The sequence below is a fragment of the Olleya sediminilitoris genome, assembly GCF_016785945.1.
Taxonomy (GTDB): Bacteria; Bacteroidota; Bacteroidia; order Flavobacteriales; family Flavobacteriaceae; genus Olleya; species Olleya sediminilitoris.
In genome coordinates, this window is the sequence record NZ_JAEMEF010000002.1 from 103,700 (window position 1) to 122,091 (window position 18,392).

16 protein-coding genes are annotated in these 18,392 nt (G+C 32.2%); 7 read left to right on the top strand and 9 right to left on the bottom strand.

From position 1 onward, the window contains the following. The first annotated feature begins 16 nt into the window (after window positions 1–16). From JAO71_RS02825 to acs, 3 genes are all read left to right on the top strand, one after another. On the top strand, window positions 17–382 hold the full coding sequence (locus tag JAO71_RS02825) for a response regulator transcription factor (RefSeq protein WP_028606278.1): 366 nt from the start codon (window positions 17–19) through the stop codon (window positions 380–382). 292 nt (window positions 383–674) lie between these two features. Then, on the top strand, window positions 675–2,570 hold the full coding sequence (locus tag JAO71_RS02830; protein WP_202998685.1) for an acetate--CoA ligase: 1,896 nt from the start codon (window positions 675–677) through the stop codon (window positions 2,568–2,570). 17 nt (window positions 2,571–2,587) lie between these two features. After that, window positions 2,588–4,495 carry an acetate--CoA ligase gene (acs, locus tag JAO71_RS02835; protein ID WP_202998687.1) on the top strand — a complete coding sequence of 636 codons (1,908 nt, stop codon included), beginning with the start codon at window positions 2,588–2,590 and terminating at the stop codon, window positions 4,493–4,495. Window positions 4,496–4,658: 163 nt separating this feature from the next. Here the strand turns inward: acs and JAO71_RS02840 are convergent, their stop codons facing one another. After that, window positions 4,659–5,273, bottom strand: a complete 615-nt coding sequence (locus JAO71_RS02840; protein WP_202998689.1) for a fumarylacetoacetate hydrolase family protein — start codon at window positions 5,271–5,273, stop codon at window positions 4,659–4,661. Window positions 5,274–5,415: 142 nt separating this feature from the next. Here JAO71_RS02840 and JAO71_RS02845 point away from each other — a divergent pair, with 142 nt between their 5' ends. The 3 genes from JAO71_RS02845 to JAO71_RS02855 are packed head-to-tail and all read left to right on the top strand — an operon-like array spanning window position 5,416 to window position 8,065. Continuing rightward, window positions 5,416–5,988, top strand: a complete 573-nt coding sequence (locus tag JAO71_RS02845; RefSeq protein ID WP_054851218.1) for a Crp/Fnr family transcriptional regulator — start codon at window positions 5,416–5,418, stop codon at window positions 5,986–5,988. 60 nt (window positions 5,989–6,048) lie between these two features. Further along, a complete protein-coding gene (locus JAO71_RS02850) occupies window positions 6,049–6,783 on the top strand; it encodes an acyl-CoA desaturase (protein ID WP_028290964.1) in 735 nt (244 codons plus the stop codon). Between the two features lie 55 nt (window positions 6,784–6,838). Further along, complete coding sequence (locus JAO71_RS02855) at window positions 6,839–8,065, top strand: class I SAM-dependent rRNA methyltransferase (RefSeq protein WP_028606273.1); 1,227 nt, start codon at window positions 6,839–6,841, stop codon at window positions 8,063–8,065. A 236-nt stretch (window positions 8,066–8,301) separates the two neighbouring features. On the opposite strand, the gene JAO71_RS02860 is transcribed toward JAO71_RS02855, so the two are convergent. Next, window positions 8,302–10,203 (bottom strand): DUF294 nucleotidyltransferase-like domain-containing protein, encoded by a 1,902-nt coding sequence (locus tag JAO71_RS02860; protein WP_116822941.1) that lies wholly within the window; start codon window positions 10,201–10,203, stop codon window positions 8,302–8,304. 153 nt (window positions 10,204–10,356) lie between these two features. Between JAO71_RS02860 and JAO71_RS02865 the strand changes: the two genes are divergently transcribed. Further along, the gene (locus JAO71_RS02865) at window positions 10,357–10,989 is read left to right on the top strand and encodes a MarC family NAAT transporter (RefSeq protein ID WP_116822940.1); all 633 of its coding nucleotides are present in this window, start codon (window positions 10,357–10,359) and stop codon (window positions 10,987–10,989) included. A 4-nt stretch (window positions 10,990–10,993) separates the two neighbouring features. Here the strand turns inward: JAO71_RS02865 and JAO71_RS02870 are convergent, their stop codons facing one another. The 7 genes from JAO71_RS02870 to JAO71_RS02900 all read right to left on the bottom strand — a co-directional run bounded on the left by JAO71_RS02870 (window position 10,994) and on the right by JAO71_RS02900 (window position 18,344). Further along, window positions 10,994–12,205, bottom strand: coding sequence for a multidrug effflux MFS transporter (locus JAO71_RS02870; protein ID WP_116822939.1), 1,212 nt, complete (start codon window positions 12,203–12,205; stop codon window positions 10,994–10,996). Between the two features lie 135 nt (window positions 12,206–12,340). Beyond that, window positions 12,341–13,882: an acyl-CoA carboxylase subunit beta gene (locus tag JAO71_RS02875; protein WP_202998691.1), complete on the bottom strand. Its 1,542-nt coding sequence runs from the start codon at window positions 13,880–13,882 to the stop codon at window positions 12,341–12,343. A gap of 60 nt (window positions 13,883–13,942) precedes the next feature. After that, window positions 13,943–15,385: an acetyl-CoA carboxylase biotin carboxylase subunit gene (accC, locus tag JAO71_RS02880; protein ID WP_028290958.1), complete on the bottom strand. Its 1,443-nt coding sequence runs from the start codon at window positions 15,383–15,385 to the stop codon at window positions 13,943–13,945. A 1-nt stretch (window position 15,386) separates the two neighbouring features. Continuing rightward, window positions 15,387–15,872, bottom strand: coding sequence for an acetyl-CoA carboxylase biotin carboxyl carrier protein subunit (locus tag JAO71_RS02885; RefSeq protein ID WP_202998693.1), 486 nt, complete (start codon window positions 15,870–15,872; stop codon window positions 15,387–15,389). Between the two features lie 66 nt (window positions 15,873–15,938). Continuing rightward, complete coding sequence (locus tag JAO71_RS02890; RefSeq protein ID WP_202998695.1) at window positions 15,939–16,616, bottom strand: PrsW family intramembrane metalloprotease; 678 nt, start codon at window positions 16,614–16,616, stop codon at window positions 15,939–15,941. A gap of 9 nt (window positions 16,617–16,625) precedes the next feature. Further along, a complete protein-coding gene (locus tag JAO71_RS02895; protein WP_202998697.1) occupies window positions 16,626–17,177 on the bottom strand; it encodes an NUDIX hydrolase in 552 nt (183 codons plus the stop codon). Beyond that, the gene (locus JAO71_RS02900; RefSeq protein WP_202998699.1) at window positions 17,178–18,344 is read right to left on the bottom strand and encodes an aminotransferase class V-fold PLP-dependent enzyme; all 1,167 of its coding nucleotides are present in this window, start codon (window positions 18,342–18,344) and stop codon (window positions 17,178–17,180) included. It lies immediately after the preceding gene. Window positions 18,345–18,392 lie beyond the last annotated feature (48 nt).

Here is an 18,392-nt window from a genome sequence, read left to right on the forward strand (position 1 = left end):
TTGTTATCTAGAAAGTATGAAGAAGAAAATTTTAATTGTAGACGACGAACCTAATATTGTAATGTCGTTAGAATACACTTTTAAAAAACAAGGTTTTGAAGTGTTTATAGCAAGAGATGGAAGTGAGGCTTTAGAGATATTAAAACATCATATTCCTAATGTGATTTTGTTAGATGTTATGATGCCAAATGTAGATGGTTATCAAACACTGACACATATAAAAAATACGGACAGTTTAAAGGCAACCAAAGTGGTGTTTTTAACAGCTAAAAATAAAGCTTCAGATATTGAAAAAGGTTTAAAACTTGGAGCAGATAAATATTTAACAAAACCTTTTTCAGTAAAAAAAATAGTTTCAGAAATATTGGAACTAGTGACTTAAAACAGTTTTTTAAGTTTATTTAAAATTGGTTTTGTGTGCAAACAAACTAAGTTTAATTAAAGTTTAAAGACATGAAATTTCACATCAACCCATTAGCGTCAGATATTATAATTAGCATTTATACTATCGTTACGCTTTATCTTAGGTTTAAATTTGAAAGTCAAACCTATACAAGTCCAATGCTATCCATAGTCTTGGGACTTTGTTTTGTGCTTATAATCTATGCACTTGTCAAATTAAAAGTACTTAATCCCAATTGGTTCGGCTTATTTAATTCTAAAAAAGCCTAACTATGTTTTATCATCAATTTTACAGAAAAAGCATAGATCAACCTGAGCAATTTTGGCTTGAACAAGCCAATAATTTGGAGTGGTTTAAAGTACCAAAAAGCATATTGTCTAAAGATAAATATGTCTATGATCAATGGTTTAAAGATGGAGAACTTAACTTAAGTTATTTGTGTGTTGACAAACATATCAAAGAAGGATTTGGAGATCAAAATGCAATTATTTACGATTCTCCAGTTACCAATACAAAACAGCACATTACCTTTAATCAATTACATCACGAAGTGTCAAAACTTGCAGGTGGATTACAACGTTTAGGATTGCAAAAAGGAGATACGTGTATCATTTATATGCCTATGATTCCGCAAGTATTATATGCTATGTTGGCATGTGCTAGAATAGGTGTTATACATTCGGTTGTGTTCGGAGGTTTTGCACCACATGAATTAGCTATTAGAATTAATGACTGTAAGCCAAAAGCAATTATCACAGCTTCAAATGGAGTCGAAATCCAGAAAATTATTCCATACAAACCATTTGTAGATCAAGCAATCGCTAAAGCGGAAGTAAAGCCAGAACATGTCATTGTTTTTGATAGACAATTAGGTGTTGAGATTCCGAAGAAAAACTACGATGTTGATTATCAAACGTTAGTCGACGAGGCTCCATCAATCGAAGCGATTTCGGTAAATTCCACACATCCTTCTTATATATTATACACTTCAGGAACCACAGGAACTCCAAAAGGAATTATTAGAGATACAGGTGGTTATGCAACCGCTTTAAAATTTTCTATGAAATATATCTATGGCGTAAACGAAGGTGAAACCTTTTGGGCAGCAAGTGATGTTGGTTGGGTAGTAGGACACAGTTTTATAGCTTACGGACCATTATTAAATAGAAATACAACAGTACTTTTTGAAGGAAAACCAATTAAAACACCAGACGCATCAACGTTTTGGCGCGTAATTAATGAACATAATGTAAAAGCCATGTTTACAGCTCCAACAGCTATCAGAGCTATTAAAAAAGAAGACCCTAAAGGTCAGATGTTAAAACGTTTCGATTTGTCTTGTCTAAAATATTTGTTTTTAGCAGGAGAGCGTTGTGATGTTGCAACTCTAAGTTGGACAGAAGAAAAACTTCAAATTCCTGTAATTGACCATTGGTGGCAAACCGAAAGTGGATGGCCAATGATTGCAAATATGGTAGGTGTTGCTTTGCAAGACATAAAACCAGGTTCGGCTGGATTACCTGTATCAGGTTACGATGTTAGAATATTAAATGAAGAAGGAGAGGAAGTAGAATCTAGTGTAGAAGGCTACGTTGCTATTAAATTGCCATTACCACCAGGAACATTAAGTAATCTCTGGAAAAACCCAGAACGCTTCAAATCTGGTTATTTAGATCGTTTTCCTGGTTATTATTTTTCAGGAGATGGTGGTTACAAAGACGAAGATGGTTATATATTTATAACAGGTCGTGTAGACGATATTATTAACGTTGCTGGACATCGTTTATCAACAGCAGAAATGGAAGAAATTGTATCCTCACATAAATCTGTTGCAGAATGTGCAGTATTTGGTGTGCATTGTCAGCTTAAAGGTCAAAAGCCACTAGGATTGGTTGTTTTAAAAACAGAAACTTCACTTAATCATCATACCATTCAAAATGAAATTATACAAGATGTTCGTCGCGAAATTGGTGCTGTAGCTTCCTTTAGAGAGGTTTTTGTAGTAAACCGATTACCAAAGACAAGAAGCGGAAAAATTCTTCGTAAATTGTTACGTAATATAGCAGATCAACAACAGTATAATATACCATCCACAATTGATGATGATAGTATTATAGAAGAAATAAAATTAATATACAAAACCAACAAAGTTGGGATTCATAAATAAAATTTAATCAAAAAAACATGAGTAATTATCACATAAAACATTTAGAAGAATACTACCAAGTATACCGTAAATCCGTCCGTAATCCAGAAAGTTTTTGGGAAGAAATTGCCGAAGAACATTTTATGTGGCGAAAAAAATGGGATAATGTGTTAAGTTGGGACTTTTCAAAACCAGAAGTTAAGTGGTTTGAAGGTGCCAAACTAAATATAACCGAAAACTGTATAGATAGACATTTATATACAAGAGGTGATAAAACAGCTATTATTTTTGAACCTAATAATCCAGACGAAGAAGCGCTTCATATTACCTACAGAGAATTACATGATCGCGTCTGCAGATTTGCAAACGTATTAAAGGAAAACGGAATAGGTAAAGGAGATAGAGTTTGTATCTATTTACCAATGATTCCAGAATTAGCAGTTTCTGTTTTAGCATGCGCAAGGATTGGTGCAATACATTCTGTTGTATTTGCAGGATTTTCTGCCACAGCTTTAGCAACCAGAATTAAAGATAGTGATTGTAAAATGGTAATAACATCAGATGGTTCTTATCGAGGTGCAAAAACAATAGATTTAAAAGGTATTGTGGACGAAGCGCTTTTGGAATGTCCTGGTGTAAACAATGTATTAGTAGCAAAACGTATTAATTCAGAGATTAATATGCAAAAAGGTCGTGACCAATGGTTACAACCATTATTAGATGAAGCCTATCATGACTGCGTACCAGAAATTATGGATGCAGAAGATCCATTATTTATTTTATATACCTCAGGATCTACAGGTACACCAAAAGGTATGGTACATACCACAGGAGGATACATGGTATATTCTGCATATACTTTTAAAAATGTATTTCAATATCGCGAAAAAGATGTCTATTGGTGTACAGCAGACATTGGTTGGATTACAGGACACAGTTATATTGTATATGGACCATTATGTAATGGTGCAACCACAGTAATGTTTGAAGGTGTTCCTAGTTATCCAGATTTTGGACGTTTCTGGGAAATTATAGAAAAACATAAAGTCAGTCAATTTTACACAGCACCAACAGCAATTCGTGCATTAGCAAAAGAAGGTGTAGAACATCTAGAAAAGCACGATTTATCTTCACTTAAAGTATTAGGTACCGTTGGAGAGCCAATTAACGAAGAAGCTTGGCATTGGTACGATGATAACGTTGGTAAACGTAAAGCGCCAATTGTAGATACATGGTGGCAAACCGAAACTGGAGGTATCATGATCACACCAATAGCCTTTGCAACACCAACCAAACCAACCTATGCAACCTTACCATTTATTGGTATCCAACCAGCATTAATGGACGAGCATGGTAAAGAAATTAAAGGTAATCAAGTAGATGGTCGTTTATGTATAAAATTCCCTTGGCCAAGTATGGCAAGAACCATTTGGGGTAATCACCAACGTTATAAAGACACCTATTTTTCAGCCTACGATAATAAATACTTTACAGGAGATGGAGCATTACGTGATGAGGTTGGATATTATAGAATAACTGGTCGTGTAGACGATGTTATCATTGTCTCTGGACATAACCTTGGAACTGCACCAATTGAAGATGCTATTAACGAGCATCCAGCTGTCTCCGAAAGTGCAATAGTAGGGTTTCCTCATGACATCAAAGGAAACGCATTGTATGGTTATGTAACCCTTAAAGAAACAGGTGAAAGCAGAAAGCACGATAATTTGCGTAAAGAAATTAATCAACTTATAACAGAGCAAATAGGACCAATTGCTAAACTAGATAAAATACAGTTTACAAACGGATTACCTAAAACACGAAGCGGAAAAATAATGCGTCGTATTTTACGTAAAATTGCCAGTAATGACACAGGTAATCTTGGAGATATAAGTACTTTATTAAATCCAGAATGTGTTGAAGATATAATGGATAATGTATTGTAAATAAGTATTTGGGCATTACACTTTTCCGCTTAAGCTACAAAGTGTCGGGCTTTCACTACTCGCTCTCTGCGAGGAGCTCAAACAGACTGTTCAATCCCTAATGCAAAAACAAAACAGGCAACCTTTTAGGGTTGCCTGTTTTGTTTTAAATATGTTATGTAAATTAGATTACTTTAAAATCTAACAATAATTCTCCTTCAATATAAGCCTGTAAATGGTCACCTTTAACACTTTCACCAGTACCAAAAGCAGGAGTACCTGTAAAGATTAAATCTCCAGGATTTAAAGTCATAAATTGGGATGTAAACGCAATGATTTCAGCAAAATTGTAAATCATAAAATCGGTATTTCCTACCTGTTTTTCTTCATTGTTAATAGTTAAGCTAAAGTTTATGTCGTTTAAATCTTTAAAATTAGAGACAGGTAAGAAACCAGATATAGGTGCAGCTCCATCAAACCCTTTAGCTAACTCCCAAGGACCTTTACCTTCACGTACTTGGTTTAATACATCTTTGGCAGTATAATCAATACCAATAGCAATATCTGATATATAGTCAGAAGCATCTGTAATGTTTATGTGTTTACCAGTTTTTCCTATTTTAATAACTAATTCAGCTTCATAAACCAATTTTGAAGTAAATTCAGGATAAACTAAATCTTTATTATTAGTTAATAAACTAGATTCAGGTTTAGAAAAAATCATCTGAAACCCTTTGTCAATTGCTTCAAGTTCTGACTTGTCTTTAATATAGTTTTTACCAATAGCTAGTATCTTCATTTTATTTGTTTATTGATTAAAGATTTAAAAGTAGTTTATTATAATAAGTAATTAGATTTTTATTAAAATAAAAAATAGAGTATTATTAGATAATTGTAATCACTGTTAATTTAAATAACGTTCTTTGCAATAAGCTTTACACATGAAAAATATTAGAGATTATATAGAAAAAACGGTTGTGATATCTGACGAGGATTGGCAACTTTTTTCATCTAAATTAAAGAATAGAGTGTTTAAAAAAAAGAGCATAATTCTTGATGTAGGTGAAACAGAAAACTATATATCTTTTATAGAAAGTGGTATTGCTAGGTTTTTAATTCCTAAAGAAGATAAGGATAAGGACATTACGTTTGGCTTCTGTTTTAAAAACGAATTTGTAAGTGCATATGATTCTTTTTTGACCAGAAAACCTTCATTATATAGACTACAAGCTTTGTCAGATATTTCTATGTGGAGCATTTCTTACTCAGACTTACAAGAGGTTTACGCAAAGAGTTTTGCTGGTAATGTTATAGGACGCTTGTCTTCAGAACGATTATTTTTAATAAAATCAAAACGCGAACAATCGTTACTAAATCACACTGCAGAAGAGCGTTACCTTAAACTATTTACAGAGCGACCAAATTTAATAAAAGAGATTCCATTAAAATACGTTGCTTCTTATATTGGTGTTACTGCACAAGCATTAAGCAGGATTAGAAAACGTATTTCTTAACCTAGGTTCATTTTAATTGACTTTAAGTATATAGACCTTTGTAAAATTAAAGCAAAGACTATGACAATTTTAATATTTATAATTATTCTGTGGTATACAGGATTATTTTTTCAAACCTTTTTTTTACATCGTTACGCAGCACACCAAACGTTTACAATGTCAAAAGTAACAGAACGTGTGTGTTTTGTTTTAACATGGGTATTTCAGGGTAGTAATTACTTAAGTGCTTATGGTTATGGTGTAATGCACAGAATGCATCATGCTTACGCAGATACAGATAAAGATCCACACTCACCTAAATACGATTCTAATGTGTTTTCTATGATGTGGAGAACAAAAAACATATACCAAGACATTAACAAAAAGCGTATTGCAGTAGCGGACAAGTTTACTAAAAACGTTCCACAATGGAAAAGTTTTGACAAGTTTGCAAGCTCTAGAGTATCGCGTTTAACTTGGGGAACAGCCTACACCATATTTTTTATTGTATTTGCAACCGCTTGGTGGCAATGGTTATTGTTGCCAGTAGCCTTTTTAATGGCTCCGATACATGGTGTTATTATTAATTGGTTTGCTCATATTTATGGATACCGTAATTTTAAAGTTAGTGATACCTCAAAAAACCTTTTACCAATAGATATTTTAATGATGGGAGAAGGGTATCATAATAACCATCATTCACACAGTGGACGCGCTAATTTTGGAGTACGTTGGTTTGAAATAGATTTTACGTATTTAATAATGGTGGTTTTAGACAAGCTTAAAATTATTAAAATTAAAAAAACAGCAGTATAGTTTAATGTTGGTAAAACATGTAAAGCAATCTTAAAAAAATACATAATTTTGTGACATGAATTTATCAAACGCAATACCATCCAATTTAAAGCCAAAACGCTTAGCAGTAAAACTAACAGCAAATGGCGAGCAATATGTACACCAAGGTCATCCTTGGGTATTTTCGGATAGTATTGTTAAGATAAATAAAGACGCTAAAACAGGTGACTTAGCCATCATTTTTGGTAAACGAAAAAACGCAATGATTGGTATAGGTTTGTATGATGCAAACTCGCCAATACAAATAAAAATGATTTATAATAGCACAGCATCAGTGGTAATTGATGCTGTGTTTTTTAAGCAAAAAATACAAACAGCCTATTCCAAGAGGCTACCATTACTACAAACTAATACAAATAGTTATAGACTATTATTTGGTGAAAATGACGGATTTCCATCTTTAATAGCAGACGTCTACGCAGACGTGTTAGTTGTAAAACTATATTCCGAAATTTGGTTACCCTACATTCACACCATTTTAGAAAGTTTAATAGAAGTCTCTAAATGCAAAACCGTAGTTATGCGTTTAAGTAGAGGATTACAAAACTCTAAAACCCATCAATTAGAAGATGGAGCAGTCGTTTATGGTACACTTAAAAATGAAGTTGTACAGTTTATTGAGCATGGTGTAAACTTCTCGGCTAACGTAATAAAAGGGCATAAAACAGGTTATTTTCTAGATCATAGAGATAACCGTAGGCAAGTAGGTTTGTACAGTAAAGGTAAAACCGTTTTAGATGTATTTAGTTATGCAGGTGGATTTTCGGTACATGCATTAGCCAATCAAGCTACAGAAGTAACAAGTTTAGATATTAGTGCACAAGCCCTAGAAATAGCTAAACAAAACGGAAAGTTAAACAATTATACAGGAAAACATCACACCATTGCTGATGATGCTTTTAAAGCCTTAAAACAGTTAGTCAAAAAAGGCGTTGTTTATGACGTGGTTGTTATAGATCCACCAAGTTTTGCTAAACAACAAACCGAAATTGACTTAGCCAAAAAAAAATACGCTCAACTGGCACAATTAGGAGAGCAGTTAACAGCCAAAAACGGATTATTAGTTTTAGCAAGCTGTTCTAGTCGTGTAACAGCACAAGTATTTTATGACATTAATACAACAACATTAAACGCTAGTCAAAGGGCTTTTAAAACCATAAAAACCACACAGCATGATACAGATCATCCAATAGGTTTTCCTGAAGGTGCCTATTTAAAATGTGGTTATTATCGTTTAGATTAAATGGTAGTTAATAAGTATTAGGGCATTCCCTTTTGCCTTTTTTATTAAGGCAAAACGTCAGGCTGTCCGTTATATCTTTTTTAAGAAAAATAAAAAAGGATGCCACTTCCATCCTTAATGCAAAAACAAAAACACAACTTTAGGGTTGTGTTTTTTGTTTTAAGTTAGATTTTCAATTTAAAGTAAACCTTATTGTAAGCACGTAAAGTGTTTTCCGCGAAAGCGATATTTATAACCTATGGCAACTGAGATAATTTATACCTACCATGCAACAATTCTTGAATATCTTTAATAGGTTTAAAACAACCCTTAAGTTTAAGTTTATTGTTTTTACTTAGGTTTTTGACATCAACAAACTGTCCAGAATCGTTGTGTTTTAACCCTTGTTTGGTCCTAAAACGCAATAAAATTCTAAAGGCATTAATACAAGAATTGTATAAAGCTTTATGCTGAGGTTCTAGTTCAGATAGTTTTTTAAACCTTGCAATAGTACTATTAATATCCTTTACGTGATGTGATAAAAGTAACACTCTAGCTGCATCTACAAGAGGCATTATGGCTCTAGATTTAATATCGAATTGGTTTTTATGTTCTCCAGAAATTTCAACCAAAAACGTTTTAAAAAAGCTTAAAGGTGCAGGTTTTTTTATGGCATTACGACCCATATAAGTTAAAAATATCGGATTTGTTTCTAGGGTTTCAAACACGTAATCAGACATGCTGCTTACTAAATTCTGATTTCCATAAACATAATTATAATCAAAAAAGATATTAAATAATGCCATTTTATCCTGGTCCGCATGGGTAATCCAATTGCTAAATTGTGCTTGCCAATCAGAAACGGTTAAACACCATTTTGGGTTGCTAGCCATCATGTTTGCAGGACATAACTTAAAACCAACAATAGCTAGTTTTTGGTTTACAGCTTCGGCTAATTTTAAAAAATAAGTTTTGGTTTTGATGTCCTCGGTAGAGTCTTCATAGACTAAAGCATTATCTTGATCTGTATATAACAATTGCTCTTTTCTACCTTGACTACCAATAGCTAACCAAGCAAAAGAAACTGGTGGTTCTTGATTAAATTCGGCAATAGACAAATCAATAATTCGTTTAGTAATAGCTTCATTTATTGCAGTTATTATTTTAGAAATAAAACCAATTGGTATACTTTGTTTTAAATATCCTTTTAATAAATCTTGAGCTTTAGCACGAATGTATTTTAAACTTTCGGCAGAATTAGCACGTTTGATATCCTTTATTAAAACCGAAGGATTATTACCATTAACTACAATAATATCTTGCTGAGATAGTATACCAATTAATTCTGAGTTTGGTGTACCATCTTTAGTAATACATAAGTAAGTTAAATCGTTTTTTAATAAACCTATTTGTGCTTCTGCAACAGAGATGTTTTTTGGAAAAGTAAAAACAGGAGCATACATAATAGTCTCTACAGGCTCTGTAATAGCATGAATACCTGTTGCTACTTTATGTCTTAAGTCTTTATCTGTAATAATTCCTATAGGCTTTTTATTATCTGTAATAACTATAGATCCTACTTTATTTTGACTCATGATAATGGCAGCTTCTTTAATACTTGTGCCAGGTTCGCAAACTGAAGGATTTGTAGAGTATTTAGCCGATTGGATTTCGGTAAAATTTGAAGTTTCAGGTTTTAATATTCCAATATTTGCAAATAAAGTACCTTTATCCTCATCACTATAAGGGTTACGAGTATTGGTTGCAAAACTGGCTATTAAAAACTGATTCGCTTTAGGATTATTTATTATAATGTCTTCTAATAATTTAGAAGGAATACTATACAAAATACTATCTTCAATAGCTTTAGCATCTAACAAGTATTGATCTTTACGGATTAATGCTCGTAGTCCAAAAACATCTCCAGTATCACATTTGTCAACCAAATCTGATTGTCTAAACACGCCAATTGCACCATCCTTAACCACGTAAAAATAATCGTGTAAAGGTTCATTTTGTTTAAAAATAAAATTATCTTTTTCTAAATATAATACTTTAACTTCTTGAGCAATAGTCTGTAATTGCTCGTCTGTTAAAGCATCAAAAGGAGGAAAGCTTTTTAAAAAGTGTAGTATTAATTGGGCATTGGTTTGTTTCATAGCACTAAATTATTGAAATGAAATTGAAATGACTTCATTTTTATAAATTTCTTAATAAATAGTTATGGTTTCTATTTAACTTTTCGGTAAAGTATAAATAACCATTAGGCAACTTTGTAATGTTTAAAATTCACGGAATTTGCAAAAAAAACAATGGAGTTATTTTTAGTCGCTTTTGGCGCATTATTTTCGATTATGAATCCCTTAGGAACCGTTCCTGTTTTTGTTGCATTAACACAAGAGCACACTAAAAAAGAACGCGCTTTAACAGCATTTTGGACAGCCATAGATGTGCTTGTTATTTTGATGTTATCGTTTTTTGCAGGTAAATACATTTTATCTTTTTTTGGTATTAGTTTAAATGCTTTGAAAATTGCAGGAGGTATGATTATTACGTCTTCAGGTTTTGCTTTGTTAACTGGTAAGTTTAGAGAACATAAAGGTATGAAGCGTCAAAAAGTACAAGACGATATTCATTCTAGAGAAGGTATTAGTTTGACACCTTTGGCAATACCAATGTTAGCAGGACCAGGTACTATATCTTTATTAATAACCTATAATCAAGAATTTGTTTTAACCAGCCAAATTTTAACTATTGTTGGATCAATATTATTAGCAGCAGTTGCAATTTATATTATTTTAAAAAGTGCACATTTTATAGTTAAGTTTTTAGGTGCTTCTGGTATTAATGCTTTATCAAGAATTATTGGTTTTATAGTTATAGCAATAGGTGTGGAGTATATTATATCTTCAGTAGTTGATATTTTGACAAATATTGATTTTTAGTCCATTACGCTAATATTTTTTTCTTTTTAGTCATTTTTACATAAGTAAAAATCAAAAAAGAGAGTGTCCCAAAAACAGTAAAACCTATAAATAAAGGTAATGCTGTTTTATGAACAAAACTACCAATGTAATTAGCAATTGGTACAGCCATTATTGTGGATATAAAACCTGTAAGTGCAGCTCCAATACCTGCTATATGACCAATAGGTTCCATCGCTATGGCTCTTAAATTTCCAAAAATAAAGCCAATAGTAAAAAACTGAATAGCCATAAAAAATAAAATAACTACTAAAGAAGGATTGCTAGTTGCATTCCAAAATAACAGAACATAAAGAAATGCATTTAGACTAAAGGTAATAATAGCAATGTAAGATAAACGCCACATTCCTAGTCGCATTACAAAGCTTCCGTTTAAAAAAGTAGATAAACCAACACCAGCAGCTAAACCAGCAAAAATATATGGAAACTCTTCAATCAAGCCATATTGGTTTTCAAAAATAACTTGTGAAGCACTTAAATATACTATAAAAGCTCCAGAAATAAATCCAGATATAATTGTAAAAGCAATAGTTTCTTTGTGCTTAATAAGTTCTTTTATACCATCAATAAAAACATGTTTACTAAATTTAATTTTATATTCAGGTTTAAGGGTTTCTGGTTGTCTTTTCCAAAACCAAATACTGACAAGTATAGCCATTATTAATTGTACATAAAAGATACCTGACCAATGGTAATGGTTTAAAATAAATTTACCCATTACAGGAGCAATAACAGGAACTAATATGAAAAATGTGGTTACAAAAGACATGATTTTAGCCATGTAATCTCCTTTATACATGTCTCTAATTACAGCAATAGCAATGGTACGTGGAGCAGCTAAACCAATACCTTGAAGTATACGTCCTAAAACCATAATTGCTAAGCTACCAGATAATACGCAAATGATGCTACCTATAGCAAACACTAAAAATCCAATGTATACAATAGGTTTGCGTCCAAAACTATCTGATAAAGGACCAAATAATAATTGCCCAAAACCTAAACCTAAAAAAATCATTGTGATTAACAATTGGTTGTTATTAGTATCTAAACTGTTTATTGATACGCCAATATGTGTCATAGCTGGTAAAATAGCGTCTATTGCTAAAGCTACAATGGACATTAATGAAGCCATTAAAGCAATAAATTCTAATCTTACAGTTTGGTTTTCTTGCATTCTGCAAAAATAGTGTAAATTTAAGTTTTGATTAGTTTTATACTTGTAAAATAGATGTTAAATTAAAGTGTTTATTAAATGTTTAAACAAAAAAAAGAGCCTTTTTTAAGGCTCTTTTTTTATGTTTTTTTGCTTTTATAATGGAATATTACCATGCTTTCGGTTTGGTAATACTTCTTCTTTATGTTCAAGCATTGTAAACGCTTTAATTAATTTACGTCTCGTATTTTCAGGCAGGATAACTTCATCTATAAAACCACGTTCTGCAGCTTTATAAGGGTTAGCAAACAAGTCTGCATATTCAGCTTCTTTTTCTAGTAATTTATCCTCAGGATTATCGGCTGCTTGTATTTCTTTTCTAAAAATAATTTCACTAGCACCTTTAGCTCCCATTACCGCAATTTCAGCACTTGGCCAAGCATAATTAAGATCTGCTCCAATGTGTTTAGAGTTCATGACATCATAAGCTCCACCATAAGCTTTACGTGTAATAACGGTAACTTTTGGGACAGTAGCTTCACTTAATGCATATAATAATTTTGCACCATGGACAATAATTCCGTTCCATTCTTGATCTGTTCCAGGTAAAAAACCAGGGACATCAACTAATACTAAAAGGGGAATATTAAAGGCGTCACAAAAACGTGTAAAACGTGCTGCTTTACGTGAGCTGTTAACATCTAAAACTCCTGCTAAAAACAAAGGTTGGTTAGCAACTATACCAACACTTTTACCACCAATTCTTGCAAATCCTACAATAATATTTTCGGCAAAGTCTTTATGTATTTCAAAAAAGCTATCCTCATCTATTAAACCTTTTATAACATTATGCATGTCGTATGGTTTATTAGCATTGTCAGGTATGATTGATTTTAGTTCATCTCTAACTTCTTCGCCTAAAGTGTAAGGTAAATCTTTTGGTTTTTCAAGGTTGCTTTGTGGTAAGTAACTTAAAAGACGCTTAACATCTTCAAGACAATCTATATCATTAGATGAAGTGACATGAGCAACTCCAGATTTAGTCGAGTGTGTACTTGCACCTCCTAATTCTTCGCTTGTTACAGCTTCATTAGTTACTGTTTTTACTACGTTTGGACCAGTTACAAACATGTAACTGGTATTTTCCACCATCATAGTGAAATCTGTCATTGCAGGACTGTAAACAGCACCTCCAGCACATGGACCCATAATTGCTGAAATTTGAGGAATTACTCCTGATGCTTTTACATTACGATGAAAAATATCTGCATAACCACCTAAAGATCTTACACCTTCTTGGATACGTGCTCCACCAGAGTCATTTAATCCAATTAATGGAGCGCCAACTTTTAAAGACAAGTCCATTATTTTACAGATTTTTTCGGCATGTGTTTCTGATAATGCACCACCAAAAACGGTAAAGTCTTGTGCAAAAACATAGACTAAACGTCCATTAATAGTACCATAACCAGTAATTACACCATCACCATAAAATTTTTGATCTTGCATACCAAAGTCTACGGTTCTGTGTGTTACTAAAGCACCAATCTCTTCAAAAGACCCTTCATCCATTAAATAGGTGACACGCTCTCTTGCTGTTAATTTTTTCTTTTGGTGTTGTTTATCTATTCTAGCTTGTCCTCCTCCTAATTTGGATAGTTCTAGTTTTTCGTTTAAAGTTTTTATTTTGGATTCCATAAGGTTTCAATTAATAAACATTAACATTATTAATCTTTTACTATCATTAAATAGTTAAGATTAGTAGTTAGGTAGTCTAAGTTGTTTTTGATCTTCTAAATATTGTTTAACAGCTATCATTGCAGCAATTTTAGCTTCTGCTTCTGAGGCTTCATGTAAAGCTTCAGGTGAGTAATGTTTTTTAACAAAATGAGTATCAAAATTTCCAGATTTAAAAGCCTCATGATTACAAACAAATGTACCAAAAGGTAAAGTGGTTTTAATCCCTTCAACTTGATAATCTGCAATAGCTTTAATCATAAGTTGTATGGCTTCTTCACGAGTTTTTCCGTAGGTAATTAATTTAGCCAACATTGGATCATAATAGATAGGGACATCCATACCTTGCTTAAAACCATTGTCTACCCTTATGCCTTTACCAACAGGAAGTTTATAAACATCTAAATGACCAACACTTGGTAAAAAGTCGTTTAAAGGGTCTTCTGCATACACACGTAACTCTAAAGCGTGTCCATTAATTTTTAAATCTTCTTGTTTGATATTTAATGCCTCACCACGAGCTACTTTTATTTGCAATTCTACTAAGTCAACACTAGCAATAATTTCTGACACAGGATGCTCAACTTGTAGTCTTGTATTCATTTCTAAAAAATAGAAGTTTTTATTTTCGTCTAATAAAAACTCGACCGTACCTGCACCAACATAATCACAAGCTTTAGCAACTTTTATAGCAGCTTGTCCCATTTCTTCTCTTAATTCAGGGGTTAAAACAACACTTGGCGCTTCTTCTACAACTTTTTGATGACGACGTTGAATACTACATTCGCGTTCAAAAAGATGAATAACATTACCATGTGTATCTGCCATAACCTGAATTTCGATATGACGAGGAGATCCAACGTATTTTTCAATAAAAACCGAACCATCACCAAAAGCATTAACAGCTTCACTAATTGCACGATTCATTTGAGATTCAAACTCTGATTCTTTTTCAACAACACGCATTCCTTTTCCACCACCTCCAGCAGACGCTTTTATAAGAATAGGAAACCCTATGGTTTTAGCTATTTTTTTTGCTTCAGGAATATCTGTTATGGCTTGGTCTGTTCCAGGAACCATAGGTATATCATAGGCTTTTACAGCTTCTTTTGCTGCTAACTTGCTTCCCATAACTTTTATGGCATGAGATTTAGGACCTATAAATTGGATGTTGTTTTTTTCGCAAAGTTCTGCGAAATCTGCATTTTCACTTAAAAAACCATAACCAGGATGTATACCATCTACATTTAAGTTTTTAGCGACTTCAATAATTTTATCACCTAATAAATAGGATTGATTAGAAGGTGCCTCTCCAATTAAAACAGCTTCATCAGCAAAAGTAACGTGAGGAGCATGTCTGTCTGCAGTCGAGTAAACAGCTACAGTTTTTATACCCATTTTTTTGGCTGTACTCATGACTCTTATTGCAATTTCGCCTCTATTAGCGACTAGTATCTTTTTCATGTTATTCAAATTCAATTAACAATTCACCTTTATCAACAGTGTTTCCTTTTGTACCAGAAACAGACTTTATAACTCCATCTCTGGGAGATACAATACTGTTTTCCATTTTCATAGCTTCTAAAATAAGTAAAGGTGTATCTACAGTAACTTGATCTCCAGCTTTAACCATTATATCCAAAATTAATCCTGGCATTGGTGCTTTAATGTCATTAACCATTTTTGAAGCACCAACTTCAAACCCTAAAGATTTGATTAAGGCATCTAAATCGTCTTCAATCTTGACAGTATAACTGTTGTTATTGACTTTAATAGTATAGGTTTTAGTATTAAAATTACTGTCTATAATTTGTATATTAGATGGTTTACTTTGTTCTAAAAGATGAAATAATTGAGGTTTAGTTTCAATTACATCAAGGTTTTTAGCAGATTCTGAATCAATAGTAAATTGAAGCGAATCATTAACTTTTGTGTTAAATTTTTGATTCATTAAAAGATGATGTTTAAAGGTATAAAGATAAACAACTATAACGTTTTAGTAAAATAGTTTTATCATTTATTCTGTTTTAAAGACAGAGTTGTTTTGATGATATTTTATAGCTTTTTTAGATAAGAATATTCCAATACCCAAGGATATAAAAGCACCAACCCAAATACCAGGAACAAAGTCTATAAATAGAAAAAAGTCATAAGCACCATGAAATAGTATTGCAAAGCATAAACCGACTAGATTTAAATATAATTTATTGGGCGCAAACTTGGCTTTTCCCATAAAATAACCCATTAAAATCCCAAAAGTAGCATGAGCAGGTACAGCTGTAAATGCTCTAGCTAGAGCAGTAGCAGGACCGCTTTGTAATACATACATTAGGTTTTCGGTAGCTGCAAAACCCATCGATACCATTACCGCATAGATAATTCCGTCAAAGGGTTCGTTAAATTCTTTATGACGTTGTGCATATAGAAGAACGATTAAAAATTTACTTAATTCTTCTGAAAAACCTACTACAAAAAAGGCTTGTTTAAACTGCTCCCAAATACTTAATTTATCTTGTAAAGGCACCAAAATATTAAAAACAGAGTAGAGTAGTGTTGTTATTATAATACTGACTATTGCTCCTAGTAAAAAGGAAGCAAATAGCAGTCTTTTGGGTTCTTTTTCATATTTATCTTTTAAATAAATATAAAATATGATGACAAAAATTGGCGCTAAAGCCATTATTATTAATTGCATAAAACTGAGTTAAGGTAATTTATTAGAGATAGCTTGGATGACTTTAAGGTAATATTCCGTATTTGTGGCTACAAAATGACCATTGTTTTTACTGTTTTTTAATAAGGATTTAAATTCTGATATTGTAACTAGTTTTAAAGCTTCGACTTCTTCTGGTTGTGTTTTTAAATTAGTAATATCAACTTCTAATGGTGTTATAAAAGTATTATGAAACTCGTTATCATTAATTCCGTTTAGATAAGATTGAAAACATTCAAAAACTCCAATTTTTTCTAGTTTAGATGTTTCAATTTGCAACCCAATTTCCTCTTTAATTTCTCTAATAGCACCATTTAAAACAGTTTCTCCAGCATCAATATGTCCAGCAACGGAAACATCCCAAAGTAAAGGATAAATTATTTTTGAGGCTGCACGTTGCGCTAACAATATTTGACCATTTGTTGTATACAGCCAAATGTGTGCAGTATTATGTAAATATCCTTTAGTGTGAATAATGGATTTTAATGCTGTTTGACCAGTTGGTTTACCATTGTTGTCAACAATATCTATTAGCTCGTCCATTTAGTTGTGATTAATTAAAGTAGAAAAAGTAGAGATTAAAGTTTTAAAATCTTTAGCAGTATTATATACATGACAAGATAATCTAATATAATTGCCTCTGTACGAAACATAAATGTTTTGTTTCGCTAAAGCGTTTTTAACGGTATTTATGTCAAGATTTTTAGGAAGTTTTATTCCAAAAAGATGGTGTGATCGATACTCATTATTTTCAATAGTAAAGCCTAATGCTTTTAATTGTTGTACAGCTTCAAGGGAAATGTTTTTACAATACTCTTGAATAGCTTCAGGAGTCCAGTCTAATATCTGTTGTAAAGCTGCAATTTGCATTTTGACGTTTAAAAAGGCAGCACTTTCACCAGCACAATACCTATTAGCCAAAGGTCTATATTGTTGTTTATAGTTAGTTAATTCAGAAAAATCATGACTATCTAACCTATTTATCCAATTTTCTTCAATTGGGTTTCCGTTGTCAAACGCTTTTCCAAAATAGGCATATCCACAACCATAAGGTCCAAATAGCCATTTATAACCAGCACATATTAAAGCATCAGGTTGTAATTCTTTTACCGAAAACGGCAGAGCTCCAATACTTTGACTTCCATCTATAATAAATAAACTATTATGTTGTTTAATTTTTTGTTGTATAGATTTTAAGTCAAACAAGGTGCCATTAGACCAGTGTATGTGTCCCATGGTTACCACAGCAGTATTACTGTTTATGGCATTAATTATGTCTAAATTCCATTGTTTACCAATGTCATTAGATTGGTTTGGAGCTTTAATAACTCTAATTTTGGCTTGATATTTATCGGCTAATTTTTTCCAGGAATAATAATTACTAGGAAATTGTTGGTCTATAATTAAAATTTCATCTGTTGGCTTTAAAACAATATTGTTAGTTACTGTAGCAATCCCATAAGAGGCAGATGGTATTAACGCAATACGATTATAATCTGAAGCTTTAATTAAATTAGCGAATAACGATTTTAGTGTTTTTACAGGTTCAAAATAATCAGACCCTGTTATCAGGTAAGGTTTTCTTTTTTGCATTAACCCTTCTAATCCAGCTTGATGTATACTATTAAAAGCAGGAGATTGAGAAGCGATATTTAAATATGTTACGTGTTCTGGTAAATCAAATAAATGTTTTTGATGTTTTAAAGCCATATTTACTACTATTAAAAAAGCCTCAAAATCGAGGCTTTTATGTTTGTT